The sequence below is a fragment of the Variovorax sp. Soil_C_17 genome (genome assembly GCF_057657265.1).
Map to the genome: position 1 here is coordinate 53,167 of NZ_JBDGIT010000008.1, position 18,283 is coordinate 71,449.

At 68.5% G+C, this 18,283-nt stretch carries 17 protein-coding genes and 1 tRNA gene; 11 read left to right on the plus strand and 7 right to left on the minus strand.

The window, feature by feature from the left end:
* The first annotated feature begins 90 nt into the window (after window positions 1–90).
* Both pcaH and pcaG read left to right on the plus strand, forming a co-directional pair.
* Window positions 91–819, plus strand: a complete 729-nt coding sequence (gene pcaH, locus AC3A6Y_RS27740) for a protocatechuate 3,4-dioxygenase subunit beta (protein WP_487871460.1) — start codon at window positions 91–93, stop codon at window positions 817–819.
* A 20-nt stretch (window positions 820–839) separates the two neighbouring features.
* Entirely contained in the window at window positions 840–1,445 is a 606-nt protein-coding gene (gene pcaG / locus AC3A6Y_RS27745) for a protocatechuate 3,4-dioxygenase subunit alpha (RefSeq protein ID WP_487871461.1), read from the plus strand.
* An 82-nt stretch (window positions 1,446–1,527) separates the two neighbouring features.
* Here pcaG and AC3A6Y_RS27750 read toward each other — a convergent pair whose 3' ends face one another.
* Window positions 1,528–2,211: a c-type cytochrome gene (locus AC3A6Y_RS27750; protein ID WP_487871462.1), complete on the minus strand. Its 684-nt coding sequence runs from the start codon at window positions 2,209–2,211 to the stop codon at window positions 1,528–1,530.
* 220 nt (window positions 2,212–2,431) lie between these two features.
* Between AC3A6Y_RS27750 and AC3A6Y_RS27755 the strand changes: the two genes are divergently transcribed.
* From AC3A6Y_RS27755 to AC3A6Y_RS27795, 9 genes are all read left to right on the plus strand, one after another.
* Complete coding sequence (locus AC3A6Y_RS27755; RefSeq protein WP_487871463.1) at window positions 2,432–3,274, plus strand: AAA family ATPase; 843 nt, start codon at window positions 2,432–2,434, stop codon at window positions 3,272–3,274.
* Window positions 3,271–3,513, plus strand: a complete 243-nt coding sequence (locus AC3A6Y_RS27760) for a hypothetical protein (RefSeq protein ID WP_487871464.1) — start codon at window positions 3,271–3,273, stop codon at window positions 3,511–3,513. The genes AC3A6Y_RS27755 and AC3A6Y_RS27760 overlap by 4 nt, the downstream gene beginning before the upstream one ends.
* A gap of 5 nt (window positions 3,514–3,518) precedes the next feature.
* Window positions 3,519–4,127: a GNAT family N-acetyltransferase gene (locus tag AC3A6Y_RS27765; protein ID WP_487871465.1), complete on the plus strand. Its 609-nt coding sequence runs from the start codon at window positions 3,519–3,521 to the stop codon at window positions 4,125–4,127.
* A 6-nt stretch (window positions 4,128–4,133) separates the two neighbouring features.
* Complete coding sequence (locus tag AC3A6Y_RS27770; RefSeq protein ID WP_487871466.1) at window positions 4,134–5,321, plus strand: vWA domain-containing protein; 1,188 nt, start codon at window positions 4,134–4,136, stop codon at window positions 5,319–5,321.
* Between the two features lie 157 nt (window positions 5,322–5,478).
* Entirely contained in the window at window positions 5,479–6,399 is a 921-nt protein-coding gene (locus AC3A6Y_RS27775; RefSeq protein ID WP_487871467.1) for a 2OG-Fe(II) oxygenase, read from the plus strand.
* A 68-nt stretch (window positions 6,400–6,467) separates the two neighbouring features.
* Entirely contained in the window at window positions 6,468–8,363 is a 1,896-nt protein-coding gene (locus tag AC3A6Y_RS27780) for an autotransporter assembly complex protein TamA (RefSeq protein WP_487871468.1), read from the plus strand.
* A 1-nt stretch (window position 8,364) separates the two neighbouring features.
* Window positions 8,365–12,408 carry a translocation/assembly module TamB domain-containing protein gene (locus AC3A6Y_RS27785; RefSeq protein WP_487871469.1) on the plus strand — a complete coding sequence of 1,348 codons (4,044 nt, stop codon included), beginning with the start codon at window positions 8,365–8,367 and terminating at the stop codon, window positions 12,406–12,408.
* 33 nt (window positions 12,409–12,441) lie between these two features.
* Window positions 12,442–12,516, plus strand: a tRNA-Arg gene (locus AC3A6Y_RS27790).
* A 103-nt stretch (window positions 12,517–12,619) separates the two neighbouring features.
* Window positions 12,620–13,717, plus strand: a complete 1,098-nt coding sequence (locus tag AC3A6Y_RS27795) for an NUDIX domain-containing protein (RefSeq protein WP_487871470.1) — start codon at window positions 12,620–12,622, stop codon at window positions 13,715–13,717.
* Window positions 13,718–13,742: 25 nt separating this feature from the next.
* Here the strand turns inward: AC3A6Y_RS27795 and AC3A6Y_RS27800 are convergent, their stop codons facing one another.
* The 6 genes from AC3A6Y_RS27800 to pyrR form a co-directional block, all read right to left on the minus strand.
* The gene (locus AC3A6Y_RS27800) at window positions 13,743–13,892 is read right to left on the minus strand and encodes a hypothetical protein (protein ID WP_487871471.1); all 150 of its coding nucleotides are present in this window, start codon (window positions 13,890–13,892) and stop codon (window positions 13,743–13,745) included.
* 199 nt (window positions 13,893–14,091) lie between these two features.
* On the minus strand, window positions 14,092–14,472 hold the full coding sequence (locus AC3A6Y_RS27805; protein WP_487871472.1) for a hypothetical protein: 381 nt from the start codon (window positions 14,470–14,472) through the stop codon (window positions 14,092–14,094).
* 385 nt (window positions 14,473–14,857) lie between these two features.
* A complete protein-coding gene (locus tag AC3A6Y_RS27810) occupies window positions 14,858–15,601 on the minus strand; it encodes a lysophospholipid acyltransferase family protein (RefSeq protein ID WP_487871473.1) in 744 nt (247 codons plus the stop codon).
* A 16-nt stretch (window positions 15,602–15,617) separates the two neighbouring features.
* On the minus strand, window positions 15,618–16,889 hold the full coding sequence (locus AC3A6Y_RS27815) for a dihydroorotase (RefSeq protein ID WP_487871474.1): 1,272 nt from the start codon (window positions 16,887–16,889) through the stop codon (window positions 15,618–15,620).
* Window positions 16,886–17,848, minus strand: a complete 963-nt coding sequence (locus AC3A6Y_RS27820) for an aspartate carbamoyltransferase catalytic subunit (RefSeq protein WP_487871475.1) — start codon at window positions 17,846–17,848, stop codon at window positions 16,886–16,888. The genes AC3A6Y_RS27815 and AC3A6Y_RS27820 overlap by 4 nt, the downstream gene beginning before the upstream one ends.
* The gene (pyrR, locus tag AC3A6Y_RS27825) at window positions 17,848–18,279 is read right to left on the minus strand and encodes a bifunctional pyr operon transcriptional regulator/uracil phosphoribosyltransferase PyrR (protein WP_487871591.1); all 432 of its coding nucleotides are present in this window, start codon (window positions 18,277–18,279) and stop codon (window positions 17,848–17,850) included. Before pyrR ends, AC3A6Y_RS27820 begins: the two co-directional genes overlap by 1 nt.
* Window positions 18,280–18,283: the final 4 nt, after the last annotated feature.

The following is an 18,283-nucleotide window of genomic DNA, read 5'->3' on the forward strand; positions in this document are numbered from 1 at the left end:
ACTTATAAAAAATAGCAAGAACGTCAATTTACATCAGCAATGCGCATGAATACAGTCGCCTCATCCCCCCACGAAACCGGAGACAAGTTCATGAGCTCTTCCTCGCAAGACGGCGCGCTGCCCACCCTGACGCCGCGCGACTGGCCCAGCCATCCCTCCTATCTCTACCCCGGCTACAAGTCGACCGCCAAGCGCGGGCCGACGCAGCCGCTGATCCCGCTGAAGGCTTCATTGGGCGAGCTGCGCCAGCCGGTGTACGGCCACAGCAGCATCGGCGAGCTGGACAACGACCTCACCCGCAACGCGCGCAAGAATGGCGAGCCGCTGGGCGAACGCATGATCCTCACCGGCCAGGTGCTCGACGAACGCCGCCGGCCGGTGCGCAACACGCTGGTGGAGCTGTGGCAGGCCAACGCCTGCGGCCGCTATGTGCACAAGGTGGACCGGCACGACGCGCCGCTGGACCCCAACTTCCTGGGCGCCGGCCGCTGCCTCACCGACAACGAGGGCCGCTACCGCTTCCTCACCATCAAGCCGGGCGCCTACCCGTGGGGCAATCATCCCAACGCCTGGCGGCCGCAGCACATCCACCTGTCGCTTTTCGGCGAGCATTTTGCGAGCCGGCTGGTGACGCAGATGTACTTCCCCGGCGACCCGCTGCAGCAGTACGACCCGATGATCACGGGCACGCCGGAGAAGGTGCGCAACCGGCTGATCGCCGACTTCAGCCTGGACGTCACCGAAGAGGGCTACGCGCTCGGCTACGTGTTCGACATGGTGCTGCGCGGCGCCGACGAGACGCCTTTCGAAACCCGCTGAAGCACAGGAGACAACGCACCATGATGAGCGCACTCGAAACCAACTTCGGCCAGACCCCTTCGCAGACGGTCGGCCCCTACTTCGCCTACGGCCTCACGGCCACCCAGTACGGCTACGACTTCGACCAGCCCTTCGACGCCGTGCTCGCGCTGGACAACGCACGCGGTGAGCGCATCCGCATCGAAGGCCGGGTGATCGACGGCGACGGCAAGCCGATCGACGATGCGCTGGTCGAGATCAGCCAGCCGGACGGCACCGGCGCCTACCCGCAGTCGGTGGAAGAGGCGCAGGCCATCGGCTTCCGCGCTTTCGGCCGCGCGGGCACGGGCACCGATGCGCAGAAGCGCTTCGTGTTCCACACCGTCAAGCCCGGCGCCGAATCGGCTGGCGAGGCACCGCACGTCAACGTGATCGTGCTGATGCGCGGCATGCTGCTGCACGCCTTCACGCGCATCTACTTCAGCGACGAGGCGAAGGCGAATGCCGACGACAAGGTACTGGCCAGCGTGCCGGCCGAGCGGCGGCAGACGCTGATCGCGCAGCGCAGCGAGACGGGTGGGCAGGTCACGTACCGCTTCGACATCCACATGCAGGGTGCCCAGGAGACGGTGTTCTTCGACGTCTGAGGCGGCGCTCGAGCGGCGCACGACCCGATGCAAAAAAGCCCGCTTGCGATGCAGCGGGCTTTTTATCGTGAGCGATGCGCTCTTACCTGGCGTGGTGCAGCTTCGAGTCCGGCACCGTCTTCAATTCGCCGGGCAGCGAGCCGATGTAGCTGGCCAGGTCCTTCAGCTCCGTGTTGCTGAACTTCTTGGCCTGGCCGCTCATCACGCCGTTGGAGCGGCCGATGGTCGCGTGCTTCTCGATCTTGTAGGACTTGAGAGCGACGTACAGGTAGTCGGCGTGCTGGCCGGCCAGCTTGGGGACCGTGCCGTCGTTCGGGGTGTTGAAGTTGACGCCGTGGCACTTGGTGCAGGCGTTGTCCTTGTCGCGCGAGATCAAAGCCTGCACGCGTTCGCTGGGCTGCTTGGCCGCGGCGGCCGGCGGGGCATCGCCTTCCTGGACGCCCAGTTGGCTGTAATAGGCTGCGACGTCTGCGATGTCCTGCTCGTTCAGCGAGTCGGCGATGGCGCGCATGGTCGGGTGCTTGCGGTCGCCGCCCTTGTAGGCCGTGAGGGCCGAGATCATGTAGCTGGCACTCTGGCCCGCGATCATCGGGACCTTGTGAACTTCAGGAAAGCTGGCCTGGTAGCCGATGATGCCGTGGCAGCCGACGCACATCGCCACCTTCTTCGAGCCGTTTTCGGCATTGCCCGTGACCTTCTGGGCTTGGGCGGAGACCGTCACGCAAGCGACAGCGAGGGCAAACACCGTGGACAACAACTTGTTCATTTTGCGCGCACAATCTCGTGGAGAACTGGTTTTCTAGTCAACATTTGATTATATGCGGGGGCTCCCGGCGGCCCCGTGCGTGAGGCACCAGTCCACTGAATCATTGAAATGGCGCGCGACAGCGGGTGTCATTTCAGTGATTCAGTGGACTAAGGCGTTGCGCGACGCAGATGCATGGAATGTTGAGTCCTTCACCCACCCCCTCTGCTCTACGTCATCCATGAAATTCAAGGGTTCCGACAACTACGTCGCCACACAGGATCTGATGCTCGCGGTCAACGCGTCCATCGCACTCAAGCGCCCGCTGCTCGTCAAGGGCGAGCCCGGCACCGGCAAGACGATGCTCGCGGAAGAGGTGGCGGGCTCGCTCGGGCTGCCGCTCTTGCAGTGGCACATCAAGTCGACCACCAAAGCCCAGCAGGGCCTCTACGAGTACGACGCAGTGAGCCGGCTGCGCGATTCGCAATTGGGCGACGAGCGCGTGAAGGACATTCACAACTACATCGTGAAGGGCGTGCTGTGGCAGGCCTTCACTGCCGATGAGCCCGTGGCGCTCCTGATCGACGAGATCGACAAGGCCGACATCGAATTCCCGAACGACCTCCTGCGCGAGCTCGACCGCATGGAGTTCTACTGCTACGAGACGCGCGAGCTGATCCAGGCGAAGCACCGGCCGGTGGTCTTCATCACCTCGAACAACGAGAAGGAGCTGCCCGACGCCTTCCTGCGCCGCTGCTTCTTCCACTACATCAAGTTCCCCGACGCGGAGACCATGAAGAGCATCGTGGCGGTGCACTTCCCCAAGCTCAAGCAGGAGCTGCTGGCCTCGGCCATGAAGACCTTCTACGACGTGCGCAACCTGCCGGGCCTGAAGAAGAAGCCGTCGACATCGGAGCTGCTGGACTGGCTCAAGCTGCTGGTGGCCGAGGACATTCCGCTCGAGGCGCTGCAGAGCAAGGACGACAAGGTCGCGGTCCCGCCGCTGGTGGGGGCGCTGCTCAAGAACGAACAGGACGTGACGCTGTTCGAAAAGCTGGTCTTCATGCAACGCCACAACCGATGAACCAAGGCCGCCCCTCCACTCGCCAGTTGATGCTGCTGGGCCTGGCACAGGCGGTCCTGTTCATCGCCGGCGCGCTCCTGGGCCGCTGGCTCGGCCTGGCCCTCGGGCTGGATGCCTTCGGCTCCGGCTACAGCAACAGTGCCGTGTTCGGCATCCTGCTGATCGGACTGGGCGGCGGCGCCGGCGCGCAGCTCGCGCGGGCCTGGTTCACGCGAAAGTACGGTTCATCGAGGAGTTGAGGAAGATGGCATTTGTCGAGCCGGTCACGCTGAGGTCGCGCGGCATCGCGCTGGTGCCGCTGGCGCTGGACCACGAGGACGGCCTGCGCGCCGCCGCCGCCGACGGCGAGCTGTGGAAGATCCGCGTCACCTCCGTGCCCGAGCCGCAAGAAACGCGCGCCTACATCGAGACGGCCCTGGCCGCACGCGAGGCCGGCCACCGCTTCGCCTTCGCCGTCACCGACGAGGCCAGCGCCACGGTGCTCGGCTCGACCAGCTATCACGACATCCTTCCCGCGGTGAAGCGCGTCGAGATCGGCTACACCTGGTATGCCGGGCGCTGCCAGCGCACGCACGTCAACACCACCTGCAAGCTGCTGATGATGACGCACGCCTTCGACGCCTTGGGCTGCCACGTGGTGGGCTGGCGCACCGACAACTTCAACCACGCGTCGCAGCGCGCCATCGAGCGCCTGGGCGCCCGCAAGGACGGCGTGATCCGCGGCCATGCGCTGCGCCGCGACGGCACCATCCGCGATACCGTGATGTACAGCCTGCGATCGGGCGAGTGGCCCGAGGTGCGAGCCCAGTTGCTCTACCTGCTGGACAAGCCGCGCCCTGAAACCCGGGAGTGATTCGCCATGCTGATCGACTTCTTCTACACCTTGCGCTCGGCCAAGCTGCCGGTGTCCGTCAAGGAATACCTGAGCCTGCTCGAAGCGCTGCAGGCCGACGTGGTCGGCCCGAACTCGGACGGCGCCTTCGGGCTCGACGACTTCTACTACCTCTCGCGCACCGCGCTGGTGAAGGACGAGAAGCACTACGACAAGTTCGACCGTGCCTTCGCGGCCTACTTCAAGGGCGTGGAGCTGGTGACCGACTTCACCAAGGAAGTGCCGCTCGACTGGCTGCGCAAGACGCTGGAGCGCGAGTTCACGGCCGAGGAGAAGGCCAAGATCGAGAAGATGGGCTGGGACGAGCTCATGGAAACGCTCAAGAAGCGCTTCGAGGAGCAGAAGGAGCGCCACGAGGGCGGCAGCAAGTGGATCGGCACCGGCGGCACCTCGCCCTTCGGCCATGGCGGCTACAACCCGCAGGGCATCCGAATCGGCGGCGCGGGCAAGAACAAGAGCGCGGTGAAGGTGTGGGACCAGCGCGCCTACAAGGACTACGACGACAGCCAGGAGCTGGGCACGCGCAACATCAAGATCGCACTGCGGCGGCTGCGCAAGTTCGCGCGCGAAGGCCACGAGGACGAGCTGGACCTGGACGAGACGATCCACAAGACTGCCGCCAACGCCGGCTACCTCGACATCCAGATGCGGCCCGAGCGCCACAACAACGTCAAGGTGCTGTTGCTGATGGATGTGGGCGGCACCATGGACGAGCACATCCAGCGCGTCGAGGAGCTGTTCTCGGCCGTCAAGACCGAGTTCAAGCACCTGGAGTTCTACTACTTCCACAACTGCGTCTACGACTTCATGTGGAAGAACAACCGGCGGCGCTTCTCCGAGAAGTTCGCCACCTGGGACATCATTCGCAAGTACAACAAGGACTACAAGCTGGTGTTCGTCGGCGACGCGACCATGAGTCCCTACGAGATCCTGCAGCCGGGCGGCAGCGTCGAATACAACAACGAGGAGGCGGGCGCCGAATGGATCCAGCGCCTCACCCATGCCTTCCCCAAGTTCGCCTGGATCAACCCCGAACCGCAGGGCGTCTGGCAATACCGCCAAAGTATCGCGGTCATGCAACAACTCGTATCCCACCGCATGTACCCGCTGACCCTCAAGGGGCTCGAGGAAGCCATGCGACTCCTCTCCAAATAGGCGGGCGCCGCCACCCGGCTTAGACCGGAGGTGCTAGCGTTCTGGGGTGGATTATTGCGAAAAAAGTTGTCACAACTCGAAGACGCCGAGTTACAGTTAACACCTAAGGATTCAAATAAAAGCGTCTTGTCGACGCCGGTCCGCAGGAGGTGTTGCCATGTCTGCCGTTCTTTCGCTGCCGCTCGACCCGCCGGTTCTCGAGCAACCCTTGCCTGCGGCGGAACAGGATCCGCGCTTCCACCCCCCCGGCGACTTCGTGAGCATCCGCGGCGTGCACCTGCCGCGCGCCGAGCTGGTCGATCGCGCCCTGTTCTCGCCGGACCAGCGCGATCGCCTGCGCAACACTCTGATGGCCGCCTCTCCCTTCCCGCACCTCGTGCTGGAGAACCTGTTCAACCCGGCTCTGCTGGACCTGGTGGCCGAGGAATTCGATGCCCAGCCCGTCAACTGCTGGGCCGAGGTCAAGAGCCGCTATGAATCGACCCGCCGCTCGGTGCTCGGGCCGACGCTGGGTCCGGCGACCCAGCTGTATTTCGACATCGTCCATTCGGGCTGGTTCATCGACTGGCTTTCATCCCTGACCGGCGTGCCTTACCTGCTGCCCGACCCCAAGCTGTTCGGCGGCGGCCTGCACGAAAGCCGCACGGGCGCAACCTTCGCCGTGCATCGCGACTTCAACCGCCACCGGCACCTCGGGCTGAAGAACGAGATGGTTTTCATCACCTATCTCAACAAGGGATGGAACCCGGACTGGGGCTCGGGCCTGGAGCTCTGGGACAAGAAGCACGACCGCTGCGTGACCACCGTGCAGCCCGAGTTCGGCCGCACCATCCTGCTGCCGCACGGCCCGATCAGCTACCACGGCCACACCAAGCCGCTGCAGGCCCCGGACGACCGCCCGCGCCGCTCGGTCGCCGCCTACTACTACAGCAGCCCGCTGGCCGGCAAGCAGCATGGCGACGAATCGGCCTCGGTCTTCATGAAGATGCACAGCATGGACCGCGCCAAGGCCGTCGCCCGCATGATCACGCCGCCGGTGATCTGGCTGCTGGCACGGAAGGTCACCGGCCGGGCCTGAGCCTCCGAGTTGCTCTCCGCGGCTCCCGCCTACGGGGGCCTCCCGGGGCGTGCTGTCAAAATGGCCGCATGCTCAGGGTGTTTCGGTCGCTCGCGCCGGCGTGGATGCCGGCGTTTTTTTGTGCAGGCCTGCTTCTGCTGTTGCAGGGCTGCAGCCTGCTGCCGAAGAGCGAGCCGGCCGAAACCGAAACAGGCGCCAAGCCCGTCGGCGGCGAGAAGCCGGCCGGCGCGCGCGAAGCCTTCAGCGTGTCGGTGAAAGCCCCCGACACCGTGCGCGACTACCTCGAGCGCAACCTGGAGATCCAACGCTATCGCCAGATCGACGACCTGGGCGCGGCCGAGCTCTCGCGCCTCATGGTGGCGGCCGAAGGCAATGCGCGTGAGCTGCTGGGGACCCTCGGCTATTTCACGCCGACGCTCACGCTGGAACTGCAGGAGACCCCCGAGGCCAGGGCGCCGCGCGAGGTGCGCATCATGGTCGATCCGGGCGAGCCCACGCGGGTGCACCAGGTGCAGATCGACTTCAGCGGCCCCATCGCGACCGATCCCACCGCCGAGCCCCAGCGCGAGGCCATCCGCAAGGACTGGCCGCTGCGCACCGGCCAGGTCTTTACTCAGCTCGGCTGGGACAACGCCAAGTCGGCCGCGCTGCGCAGCCTGACGGCCAAGCGCTTCCCGACCGGCAGCGTGGCGCTGAGCCGCGCCGAGATCGATGCCGACCGCGGCCAGGCCCGGCTGCGCGTCGACTACAGCTCGGGCCCCGCCTACCGCTTCGGCCCGCTGGAAGTGCGCGGCAGCGAGCGCTACGACGCCGACGCCGCACGCCGCATCGCACGCGTACCCACCGGCAGCGACTATGACCAGCAGAAGCTGCTCGATGCGCAGCAGCGCCTGGCCAGCAGCGGCTACTACGACTCGGTCTTTCTCACGCTGGACACCGACGGCAGCAACCCGCTGTGGGCGCCCGTCGTCGCCCAGGTGCGCGAGGCACCGCTGCAGAAAGTGGTAATGGGCGTCGGCTTCACCACCGACAGCGGGCCGCGGCTGTCGCTGGACCACATCCACAACCGCATGCCCCTGCTGGGCTGGCGGGCGGTCTCCAAGCTCTCGGTCGATCGCGAAACGCAGGCGCTGGGCACCGAATGGAACGACGTGCCCGACGACAAGGGCTGGCGCCGGTTCGCCGCCGGCCAGCTCAAGAGCGAGACCTCCGGCAGCTACGAGGTCGACAGCGGGCGGCTGCGCGGCGGCGTGGGCAAGTCGAGCGACCACATCGACAACACCTACTTCCTGCAGTACGACTATGCGCGCAACCGCGGCGTCGATGCGCCGCCGTCGGCCTCGGCGCTGTCGGTCAACTGGGGCTGGACGGGACGCTACTTCGACGACCCGGGCGTGCCGACGCGCGGCCATGGCCTGGCGCTGGAGCTCGGTGCGGGCTACACGCTGACCGGCGATCACCTGCCCTTCACCCGCGTCTACGGGCGCTGGCTCGGCATCGTGCCGCTGGACTGGGCCGGCAAGGACGACAGTGCCAGCGCGGCCCGCAGCAGCCGCCTCCAGCTGCGCGCAGAGGCGGGCGCGGTGACCGCGAAGGACAGAGCGCAAATCCCTTCCACCCTGATGTTCCTGACCGGCGGCGACACCACCGTGCGCGGCTATGGCTACCGCGAGATCGGCACCCGGCGTGCTGACGGCCAGATCGTCGCGGGCCGCTACATGACGGTGGCCAGCGTCGAGTGGCAGCGGCCCTTCGTCTACCAGGGCAAGCTGACCGAGTGGGAGAGCGCCGTCTTCATCGACGCCGGCGCCGTCGCCGACCGGCCCGGCGACCTCAAGACGAAGGTCGGCATCGGCGTGGGGGCGCGCTGGCGCAGCCCGGTCGGACCCGTGCAGGCCGACGTGGCCTACGGCGTGGATACCAAGAAGTTCAGGCTGCACCTGCGGCTGGGCTTCACTTTCTGACATGCGATCGGACGCACAGCCCTCCTCCCCCACGCCCGCGCGCTCGCGCAGCCGGCGGGCGCTGCGGGCCCTGGCCTGGAGCCTGCTCGCCCTGGTCCTGCTGGTGGGCGCGCTCACCGCCGGCGCCTGGTGGTGGCTGGGTTCGAACCAGTCGCTGGCTTTTGCACTCGCGCGGGCGGCGCGCTACCTGCCTGCCGGCCAGAGCCTGGAGAGCCGCGAAGTCAGTGGCTCGCTGCGCACCGGCGGACGCATCGGCTGGCTGCGCTGGCAGAGCGAAAGCCTGGCGGTGGAAGTGCACGAGGCCGACATCGGCTGGCAGCTTGCACCCTTGCTGAAGCGCAAGGTGCAGCTCGGCGAGGTGCATGCGGCGCGGCTGCTGATCGAGCGCCGGGGGCCGGTGCAGGACAAGCCCATCGAGCCGCTGGAGCCGATCGTGCTTCCGGTGGAGGTGGACCTGCCCTTTCGCATCGACGAATTGCGCTGGGCCGGCCCGCCCGCCTTCCAGGCGGACAAGCTGTCGGGCCGCTATCGCTACGCCGGCGACGAACACCAGTTGGCGATCGATGGCGTGGACATCGCCGAAGGCCACTACGGCGCACGGGTCACGCTGCAAGGCCCGGCGCCGATGGCCTTCGACGCTGCGATCGAGGGCCGGGTGCGCGCGCCGCTGGCCGAGGGCCGCACCATCGAGGTGCTGGCCGAGGCCAGTGCCAAGGGCACGCTCGCGACCACCGATGCCCGGCTGGCCGTGAGCGCCCGGTTGAAGCCCGCCGAGCCCGTGGCCGAAGCGCCGATGGAGGCGCAGCTGCAGGCCAACATCGCGCCCTGGCAGCCGCAGCCCGTGATCGATGCCAAGGCGCAGCTTCAAAATCTCGACGCGGCCGTCCTGTGGGCCGGGGCGCCGAGCACCCTCTTGACGGGCGAGATCGAGGCCGGCCCCGACGCCAGCGCGCCTGGCGGCAGCGCGGTCTGGCAGGCCCGCGCCGACATCCGCAATGCGAAGCCCGGCCCCTGGGACAGCGGCCAGCTGCCCATCGAGCAGGTCCAGGCCGGCGCCAGCTTCGACGGCAGCACCTGGACTCTGCCCGAGGCCGTGGTGCGCGCCGGCGGGGGCCGCATCGAGGCCGACGGCCGCTGGAGCCCCGCGCCGGCGCCGTGGCAGGCGCGCGCCCGCGTGCGCGGCGTGCGCCCGGGCGCGCTGCACAGCGAGCTGACCGGCGCGCCGTTGAGCGGCAGCCTCAGCGCCGAGCAGCGCGGCGAGGCGCTGCTCTTCGACGTCGCGCTGCAGGCTGCGGGTGGCGCCGGCAGCAAGGCGCTGCAGGGCCTGCGCCTCGATCGCGCCCTGGCACGCGGCCAGTGGCAAGCCGAGGTGCTGGACCTGCGCACGCTGCGCATCCAGGCGGCCGACGCCACCCTCGAAGGCAAGCTTCAGCTGCGCGTCGCCGAGCGGGGCGGCAGTGGCGATCTCAAGCTGGTGATGCCGGGCGGCACTGCCCGGCTGCAGGGCCGCATCGCACCGGCCGGCGGCGGCGGCGAACTCCAGGCCCGTGTCGACGATGCCGCCACCCTGCAGCGCTGGGTGGAAGGCCTGCCCGAGCTCTCGGCCGTGTTCGCGGGCAGCAGGGCCGACGGCAGTGCGCAGCTCGACGCCACCTGGCAGGGCGGCTGGCAGGCCGTGCAGCGCCGGCTGCAGAATGCCAGCGAACCGGCGGCCCGCGGCAGCGCCGAGCCGACGCTCAAGGCCACGCTCTCCGTCCCGCGCCTGGCACTGAGGCTGGCGCCGCCTGACCACGGGCCGGCCACCGAGCTCCAGCTGCGTGGCCTGCAGGCCGAGCTGGCCGGCAGCCTCGCCCAGGCCACGCTCGCACTCAAGGGCGAAGCCGTGAGCGGCACGCAGAAGCTCACGCTCGACACGCGCGCCAGCGGTGGGCTGGAACGCGCGAGGCAGTGGCGCGCCTCGATCGCCAGCCTGCGGCTGCAGGCGCAAGACACCCAGCGGCCCGGGCCTTGGACACTGGAGCTGGATCGCACGCTGGCCGCCACCGTGACGAGCGGCAACGCCGGCCGCGTCGAGGTGGAGGCCTCGGCCGCAGCCGCCACGCTGCGCGGTCCGGTGCCGGGCACCGTGCGCGTCGAGTGGGAGCCGCTTCGTTACAGCCACAGCGGCGCGGGGCCAACCCGCGCCTTCCGCCTGCGTTCGCAGGGCCGGCTGAAGGGCCTGCCGATGGCCTGGGCCGAGGCGATGGGCAGCAGCGCCACGCTGGCCGAGATGGGCCTCAGCGGCGACCTGCTGTTCGACGGCGACTGGGACATCGACGCCGGGGACGCGCTGCGCGCGCGCGTCCGGCTCGCGCGCGCCAGCGGCGACATCCGCGTGCAGGCCGGCGAGGCTGCGCTGGTCACTCGCATCGAGAGCCGAGGCACCGGTACCGCCAGCGAGCGCAAGATGAACGCGGCCGCCGAAGGCGCCAGCACCCCGGCCGGCCTGCGCCAGGCCGAACTCGGGCTCGACGCCGAGGGCGACACCGTGCGCGCCACCCTGGCCTGGGACAGCGAGCGCGCCGGCCAGATCCGCGCCGAGGCCAGCACCCGCGTGCTGCACCGCGCGGAAGGCTGGCAATGGGCACCCGACGCGCCGCTCGCCGGCCGCGTGACGGCACGGCTGCCCAACCTCGGCGTCTGGTCGATCCTGGCGCCACCCGGCTGGCGCGTGGCCGGCACGCTGGAGGCCGACGCCTCGCTCTCGGGCAACCGTGCGCTGCCGCGGTGGAATGGCACCTTGTCGGCCGACCGGCTGGCACTGCGCGCACTGGTGGAGGGGCTGGATCTGCGCGACGGGCGGCTGCGTGCGTCGCTGGCCGGCGAACGCATCGAGATCACGGAGTTCACCCTCCAGGGCGGCACCGGCAGCAGCACCCGCATCCCGGGGCAGAGCGGCAACATCAGCACCGCCGCCAGCGCCGCGGCTGCCGGGGGCGGCACGCTGTCGGCCCGCGGCGAGCTGAGCTGGGGCGCGGCCCCGGCCGGCGGCACCGGCATCCGCATGGCCATGCAGACGCAACTGCGCGCACTGCGGGTGCTGGTGCGCACCGACCGTCAGGTCACGCTCTCGGGCGATCTGATGACGCGGCTGGACAACGGGCAATTCAGCGTGCGCGGCGATCTCAAGACCGATCGCGCCGTGATCATCCTGCCCGACGAGAGTGCGCCCAGCCTGGGCAGCGACGTGGTGGTGCGTTCGGCTGCCAAGGACCGCCAGGAGGCCGAAGCCGCGAAGCGCCGGGCAGCCGGCGCAGACGCGCAAGCCGCCAGGGCGCAGACCGCGAAGCCGCCGGACATCGCGATCGGCTTCGACCTCGGCGAGGACTTCGCCGTGCAGGGGCGAGGCCTGACGACGCGGCTCGAGGGCAAGCTCGACATCCGCAGCACCGCGCTGAACGCGCCGCCGCGCATCACCGGCGAGGTGCGTACCGTGAAGGGCCAGTACCGTGCCTATGGCCAGCGGCTGGACGTGGAGACCGGCATCGCCCGCTTCAACGGTCCCTACGACAACCCGGCGCTCGACGTCCTCGCCCTCCGGCCCAACATCTCGCAGCGTGCCGGGGTGCAGATCACGGGGACCGCGCAGTCGCCGCGCGTGCGCCTGTACTCGGAGCCGGCGCTGTCGGACGCGGAGACGCTGTCGTGGGTGGTGCTGGGCCGCGCCTCGGCCACCAGCGGCGGCGAATCACTGCTGCTGCAACAGGCCGCGCTGGCGCTGCTGGGCCGGCTCGGTTCGGGCAGCCACGGCGGCGGTCTTGCAAGCCGCTTCGGGCTGGACGAAATCGGCTTCAAGGGGCCGGACAGCGGCGGCGACGTGCGCGAATCGGCGGTTACCTTGGGCAAGCGCCTGTCGAAGGATTTCTACCTGACCTACGAGCGCAGCCTGTCGAGCACGCTGGGTTCGCTGTTCGTCTTCTACGACCTCACGCGCCGCCTCACCCTGCGCGGCCAGGCCGGCCAGCAAAGCGGCATCGACCTGATCTACACCGTGAAATACGACTGACCGCGATGAACTGGTAAAGTCGCCACCGCCTTCGTCCTCGTAGTTCAATGGATAGAACGGGGTCCTCCTAAGACTCAGATACAGGTTCGATTCCTGTCGAGGGCACCACCAGGCCGGATCAACGATCCTGGGGCCCTGGCGCGCGGGCTGGCTTGGCCAGAAGCCGTCGATATCCGGCCAGAATGGCAGGCCCACCTCCCGCTTTCGCCACATGACCACACGCCTTCCCGCCACGCACGAGCTCGCCGTCCTCATCGGCCGCTTTCAGCCTTTCCACAACGCCCACCACACGCTGCTGCGTAAGGCGCTGGATGCGGCGCCGCGCGTCGTGGTGGTGATCGGCTCGGCCTTCCTGGCGCGCTCGCCGAAGAACCCGTTCACGTGGCAGGAACGTGCGGAGATGATCCGCGTGGCGCTCGCCGAGACCGACCGACAGCGCGTGTGCTTCGTGCCCTTGCGCGACCACTTCGACGAGGAGCGGTGGTTCGCAGAAGTACGCCTGGCCATCGATGCGGCGCTCGCGGAACAGGGCGCGGCGCCCGCATCCGCCGCCGGAACGGTGCTGGTCGGTCATGTCAAGGACGCCACGCGCGACTATCTTCACGGCTTCGACGGCTGGACGCTGCAGGCCGAGCCGCGCGTGCACTGCGCGAGCGCGACCGCCGTGCGCAATGCGATCTTCAGCGGCGCGAAGGAAGCACCCGAGGTGCTGGCACGCGCACTGCCGGCCGCGACGCTCGCTCACGTGCGCACCTGGATGGAAACGCCGCTGCACGCGGCGCTGGCGCAAGAGTGGGAGCTTTTGCGCCAGCACGACGCCGCGTGGTCGGTGGCGCCCTACCCGGTGGTGCTGGTCACGGTGGACTGCGTCGTCAAGTGCGGCGGGCACGTGCTGCTGATTCGCCGCGGCCATGCGCCCGGCAAGGGACTGCACGCCGTGCCGGGCGGCTTCCTGGAAGCGCGGGAGACCACCTTGCAATCCGCGCTGCGCGAGCTCGAGGAGGAGACGCACCTGGACCTGCCTCCCGCCGACTTGCTCGCCTGCCTCGTCAGCACGGAGGTGTTCGATCGCCCCGATCGCAGCCAGCGTGGCCGCACCATCACGCACGGCCACTTTTTCGACCTGGGCGACCGGCAGACGCTGCCCCGCGTGCGCGCTGACGACGACGCGGCCGCTGCCGAGTGGATCCCGATTGAGGCGTTGTCGGGCCTGGAAGACCGGCTCCTGGACGACCACTACCAAATGCTCGACCATTTCCTGGGCCTGCTGCCGCGTCCGCTCATCGGCGCCGATGGGGCGCCCTCCTGAAGAACTCGCGAGCCTGCGTGCCGACTTACGCGCAGCGCACGCCCACGACGCGGCCACTTTCCTCGATTTCAACGATCAGGCGGGCGGCGTCGAAAGGCGTCTGTGCATCCGTCGCCAGCGCCGCTTGCGCAACGCGCGCGCCAGTGCGCAGGCGCATTTCCTCGAGCAGGGGCATGTTGATGCGCCGGCCGAGGCCGAAGCGGGCGCGCGCCGCTGTGCAACGCGCGGGCGCATCGATGAAGGCGGGCGGGGGCAGTGCTTCGGATGACAGCGGCCGCGGCTCGCTGCGGAACTGACAGCCGACCAGGACGAGGGGACGAGGGGCAGCAGAAGCAGCGGCCGGCATGCCGGCAGGCGCCATCCGCCGACGGGTTTCATGAGCGGCGCGGCAGCAGTGCGGGGCTGGAACGGCCGGGCAGTTCGTCGACCGATGTCCGCGCCTGGGAGGGGCTGCGGGCCTGTTTGCGCACGCTCAGCGCGACCACTGTCCACAGCACGAGTTGCATGAGGGTGAAGTGGGCCACCACGGTCAGGCCTTCGACCTGCCCGCTCTGCGCCCTCAGCACAGCGAAGGCCAGGAGGAGCAAGGCGCCGATGCAAAACGGCCGCAGCCAGTGTGACTTGCGCACATGCGCGAGGCGCAGGATATGGGGGAAGGTGGGGAAGCGCCGACGGTTTCGGCCCAGGGCCTCCGCCTCCTGCAGAAAAGGCACGACAAGAAAGTTGATCGCAATAACCAGAAGAATTGTGTCCATGGCTCGTCCAATCGCTGAGAGAGCGGGATGATGCCGGCCACAGCGTGCGCGAGAGATAGTTCGCAACAATTGGTGAGATTCACGGGCGTCGGCCTGCGGGAACTGGCGAATCTTTCACGACCGAGGTGTTCGACGAAGCCCTGGGACCGGGTTGCCGGCAGTTCTCTCTGTAGGTGCCGACCCACGCAAGCGCATTGCCTTCTCCGGCAGGAAGGACGGGCGGCCGGCCGCTAAGCTGCATCAACTGCAATCGAAAAGGTCCCCTACAGGTCTTTCGACCTCTTTGACTGAATCCCGCAAAAAGCGGCCCCAACAGTTTCCTCCTCCCCGGCGCCCCTGGCGCCGTTGCACAGCGTCCTGCGGGGCGCTGTTTTTTTGGCCGCCTTCAGTGCGTCTCTCGCCACAAGGCCTGCACGTCTGCGTGCAGCGAAAGAGCCCAGGCACGCCGGTCGCGGCCCCAGGAGGGCTGGGGCTCGCCGAAGCGCACGATCGCGAGCAGCGTCGGCGCCTTCAACACTTTCCAAAGCGAGGTGGCGAGGTTGTCGTCGTCGATGTAGCGCGGCGCGAGGCTGGTTTCACCGCTGGCGGCATCGGCGAAACGCAGCGCCATGGGCTGCACGGGGGCGCCCGAGGAGATGGCGGCTTGCAGCAGATTGGCGTGAAAAGGCAGAACGGCGCTGCCGCCGCCAGTGGTGCCCTCGGGAAACACGGCGATCACGTCACCCCGGCTCAGCGCCTCCGTCATGCTGTGCACGACGCGCAGCGCATCGCGCCGGCGCTCCCGCTCGATGTAGAGGGTTCCGGCGCCATTGGCCAGGGTGCCGATCATTGGCCAGTGCTGCACATTCGACTTCGAGACGAAGCGCACATGCCGCGCCGCGTGGACGGTGAGGATGTCCAGCCATGACACATGGTTGCTCACCACCAGAACCGGCCCACCCTCGGGTGGCGTGCCTTGCACCACCAGGCGGACGCCCATGATCGCGAGCATCCGCGCCGCCCACGCCTGCACCTGCTGCTCGCGTTCGGCCTGGGAAAGCTTGGGGAATCTGGAGCGGATGGTCCACCAGCCGACATGCGCATGGGCCAGCGCGCGTATGAGCTTCAGGAACGCCGACAAGGACTGCATCGGGCGGCGTTCGACCTCAACCGTGGACCAGCCGGCCGCCGACGAGCGTGTGGCGCGCCTTCCCGCGCAAGGCATAGCCGCCAAACGGAGTGTGCTTGCCCTGGCTGCGCAGCGCCTCGGGCAACACCTGCCATTCCAGCGCGGGATCGACGACGCAGAGATCGGCCGCCCCGCCCTGCGCCAGGCGCCCTGCTTCGGCGGCCCCGATCAGCCGCGCCGGCGCAGCACTCACCACCTCGATCGCGCGCAACAGCCCGGCGCCGCTTTGCTCGCCCCACTGCAGGGCCAGCGGCAGAATCAGCTCGAGCCCGGTGGCGCCCGGCTCGCTCTCGGCGAAGGGCAGCGTCTTGGCATCGGCCTCCACCGGCGTGTGGTCGGACACCAGCGCGTCGATGGTGCCGTCGGCCAGCGCCGCCGAGAGCGCGTCGCGGTCGCGCTGCTGGCGCAACGGCGGATTGAGCCGTGCACGGCTGTCGAAATAGCCGATGTCGGTATCGGCCAGATGCAGCGAGTTGATGCTGACGTCGCAGCTGAGCGGAAGGCCCTCGGCCTTGGCTGCGCGCACCAGCGCCACGCCGGCGGCACTCGACAGACGGCACACGTGCACGCGCGCGCCGGTGGCGCGCATCAGCTCGATGATGGTGAAGAGCGCGATGGTCTCGGCCGCCACCGGCACGCCGGACAGGCCCAGGCGTGTGGCGAGCGGGCCGCTGGCGGCCACGCCCTGGCCCAGGTCGCGGTCCTGCGGCCGCAGCCACACCGTGTAGCCGAAGGTGCTGGCGTACAGCAGCGCGCGCTGCAGCACCTGCGTGTTGTTCAGCGGAACATCCGCCTGGCTGAAGCCGATGCAGCCGGCTTCGGTCAGCTCGGCCATCTCGGTGAGCACCTCGCCCTTCAGGCCGCGCGTCAACGCGCCCAGGGGGAACAGGCGCGCACTGCGCATCTTCTCGGCGCGGAACTTGAGCATTTCGACAAGGCCGGGCTCGTCGAGCACGGGGTCGGTGTCGGGCGGGCAGACCAGGCTGGTCACGCCGCCTGCCGCGGCCGCGGCCATCTCGCTCTCCAGCATGCGCTCGTGCTCGTAGCCGGGCTCGCGCAGGCGCGCCGCCAGATCGACCAGCCCCGGCACGACCAGGCAGTCTTGCGCATCGAGCACGCGCTCAACGTCGAAGTCAGCCGGCTTGCTGCCGATGGCGAGCAGCTTGCCGTCGGCAATGGCCACATCGGCTTTCTTGTCGAGGCCGGTGGCCGGATCGATGACACGACCGTTGGTGATCAGAATTCTCATGCTTCGTTACCTGCCACGATGCTCATGACGGCCATGCGGACGGCGATTCCAAAAGTGACCTGCGGCAGGATCACGCTCTGCTGCCCGTCGACCACCGCCGAGTCGATCTCGACGCCGCGATTGATCGGGCCCGGATGCATCACGATCGCATCGGGCTTGGCGAGCTGCAGTTTCCCGGGCGTCAGGCCGTAGGTCTTGAAGAATTCCTGCGACGAGGGCAGCAGCGCCCCGCTCATGCGCTCGTTCTGCAGCCGCAGCATGATGATCACGTCGCAGTCCCTGATGCCCTCCTCGAGCGTGTGACACACGCGCACGCCCATCTGCGCCATGTCGCCCGGCACCAGCGTCTTGGGGCCGACGACCCGCACCTCGGCGCAGCCCAGCGTGGTGAGTGCGTGGATGTCGGATCGCGCCACGCGCGAGTGCAGCACGTCGCCGACGATCGCCACCGTGAGGTTGGCGAAGTCCTTCTTGTAGTGGCGGATGGTGTACATGTCGAGCAAGCCCTGGGTCGGGTGCGCGTGCCGCCCGTCGCCGGCGTTCACCACGTGCACATGGGGCGCCACGTGTTGCGCGATCAGGTAGGGCGCGCCCGACTCGCTGTGTCGCACCACGAACAGGTCGGCAGCCATCGCGCTCAGATTGGCGATGGTGTCCAGCAGCGACTCGCCCTTGCTCGCGGAGGAGCGCGCGATGTCGAGGTTGATCACGTCGGCCGACAGCCGCTTGGCCGCGATCTCGAACGTGGTGCGCGTGCGCGTCGAGTTCTCGAAGAAGAGGTTGAACACGCTCTTGCCGCGCAGCAGCGGCACCTTCTTGACCTCGCGGTCGCTCACGCTCGTGAAGTTGGCGGCGGTGTCGAGGATCTGCGTGAGGATGGCCTTGGGCAGGCCTTCGATCGAGAGCAGGTGGATCAGTTCGCCGTTCTTGTTGAGCTGGGGATTGCGTTTGTAAAGCATCAGGCTTGCTCCACCTCGAAGCTGAAAACGCCCTTCTCGTCGCGGGCCAGGGCGAGCGACTTGGAAGCCGGCAACTCGAGCCGCGCAGCCGCGAAGTCCGCCGCCACCGGCAGTTCGCGGCCGCCGCGGTCGACCAGCACCGCAAGCCGCACGCAGCCCGGCCGACCGAAGTCGAACAGCTCATTGAGCACCGCACGGATGGTCCGCCCGGTGTAGAGCACGTCGTCGAGCAGCAGCACGTCGGCGCCGTTCACGTCGAAGGGCAGCGAGGTCTGCGCGCTCGCGGCCAAGCCGCGGCGCGCGAAGTCGTCGCGGTGCATGGCCGAGGAGATGATGCCGGGCGCGCCGGGCAGGCCCAGGTCCTTCTGCAGCCGTTCGACCAGCCAGGCGCCGCCGGAGGTGACGCCGACCAGGCGCGTATCCGGGCGCATCAAG

What these genes read in the sequence shown, in the direction of transcription:
- AC3A6Y_RS27755 (WP_487871463.1), top strand. Translation starts at nt 2,432, where the DNA reads ATGAAATTCAAGGGTTCCGACAACTACGTCGCCACACAGGATCTGATG.
- AC3A6Y_RS27815 (WP_487871474.1), bottom strand. Translation starts at nt 16,889, where the DNA reads ATGAGAATTCTGATCACCAACGGTCGTGTCATCGATCCGGCCACCGGC.
- AC3A6Y_RS27795 (WP_487871470.1), top strand. Translation starts at nt 12,620, where the DNA reads ATGACCACACGCCTTCCCGCCACGCACGAGCTCGCCGTCCTCATCGGC.
- AC3A6Y_RS27775 (WP_487871467.1), top strand. Translation starts at nt 5,479, where the DNA reads ATGTCTGCCGTTCTTTCGCTGCCGCTCGACCCGCCGGTTCTCGAGCAA.
- AC3A6Y_RS27765 (WP_487871465.1), top strand. Translation starts at nt 3,519, where the DNA reads ATGGCATTTGTCGAGCCGGTCACGCTGAGGTCGCGCGGCATCGCGCTG.
- pcaG (WP_487871461.1), top strand. Translation starts at nt 840, where the DNA reads ATGATGAGCGCACTCGAAACCAACTTCGGCCAGACCCCTTCGCAGACG.
- AC3A6Y_RS27820 (WP_487871475.1), bottom strand. Translation starts at nt 17,848, where the DNA reads ATGCTTTACAAACGCAATCCCCAGCTCAACAAGAACGGCGAACTGATC.
- AC3A6Y_RS27810 (WP_487871473.1), bottom strand. Translation starts at nt 15,601, where the DNA reads ATGCAGTCCTTGTCGGCGTTCCTGAAGCTCATACGCGCGCTGGCCCAT.
- AC3A6Y_RS27770 (WP_487871466.1), top strand. Translation starts at nt 4,134, where the DNA reads ATGCTGATCGACTTCTTCTACACCTTGCGCTCGGCCAAGCTGCCGGTG.
- AC3A6Y_RS27780 (WP_487871468.1), top strand. Translation starts at nt 6,468, where the DNA reads ATGCTCAGGGTGTTTCGGTCGCTCGCGCCGGCGTGGATGCCGGCGTTT.
- pyrR (WP_487871591.1), bottom strand. Translation starts at nt 18,279, where the DNA reads ATGCGCCCGGATACGCGCCTGGTCGGCGTCACCTCCGGCGGCGCCTGG.
- pcaH (WP_487871460.1), top strand. Translation starts at nt 91, where the DNA reads ATGAGCTCTTCCTCGCAAGACGGCGCGCTGCCCACCCTGACGCCGCGC.
- AC3A6Y_RS27800 (WP_487871471.1), bottom strand. Translation starts at nt 13,892, where the DNA reads ATGCCCCTGCTCGAGGAAATGCGCCTGCGCACTGGCGCGCGCGTTGCG.
- AC3A6Y_RS27760 (WP_487871464.1), top strand. Translation starts at nt 3,271, where the DNA reads ATGAACCAAGGCCGCCCCTCCACTCGCCAGTTGATGCTGCTGGGCCTG.
- AC3A6Y_RS27750 (WP_487871462.1), bottom strand. Translation starts at nt 2,211, where the DNA reads ATGAACAAGTTGTTGTCCACGGTGTTTGCCCTCGCTGTCGCTTGCGTG.
- AC3A6Y_RS27785 (WP_487871469.1), top strand. Translation starts at nt 8,365, where the DNA reads ATGCGATCGGACGCACAGCCCTCCTCCCCCACGCCCGCGCGCTCGCGC.
- AC3A6Y_RS27805 (WP_487871472.1), bottom strand. Translation starts at nt 14,472, where the DNA reads ATGGACACAATTCTTCTGGTTATTGCGATCAACTTTCTTGTCGTGCCT.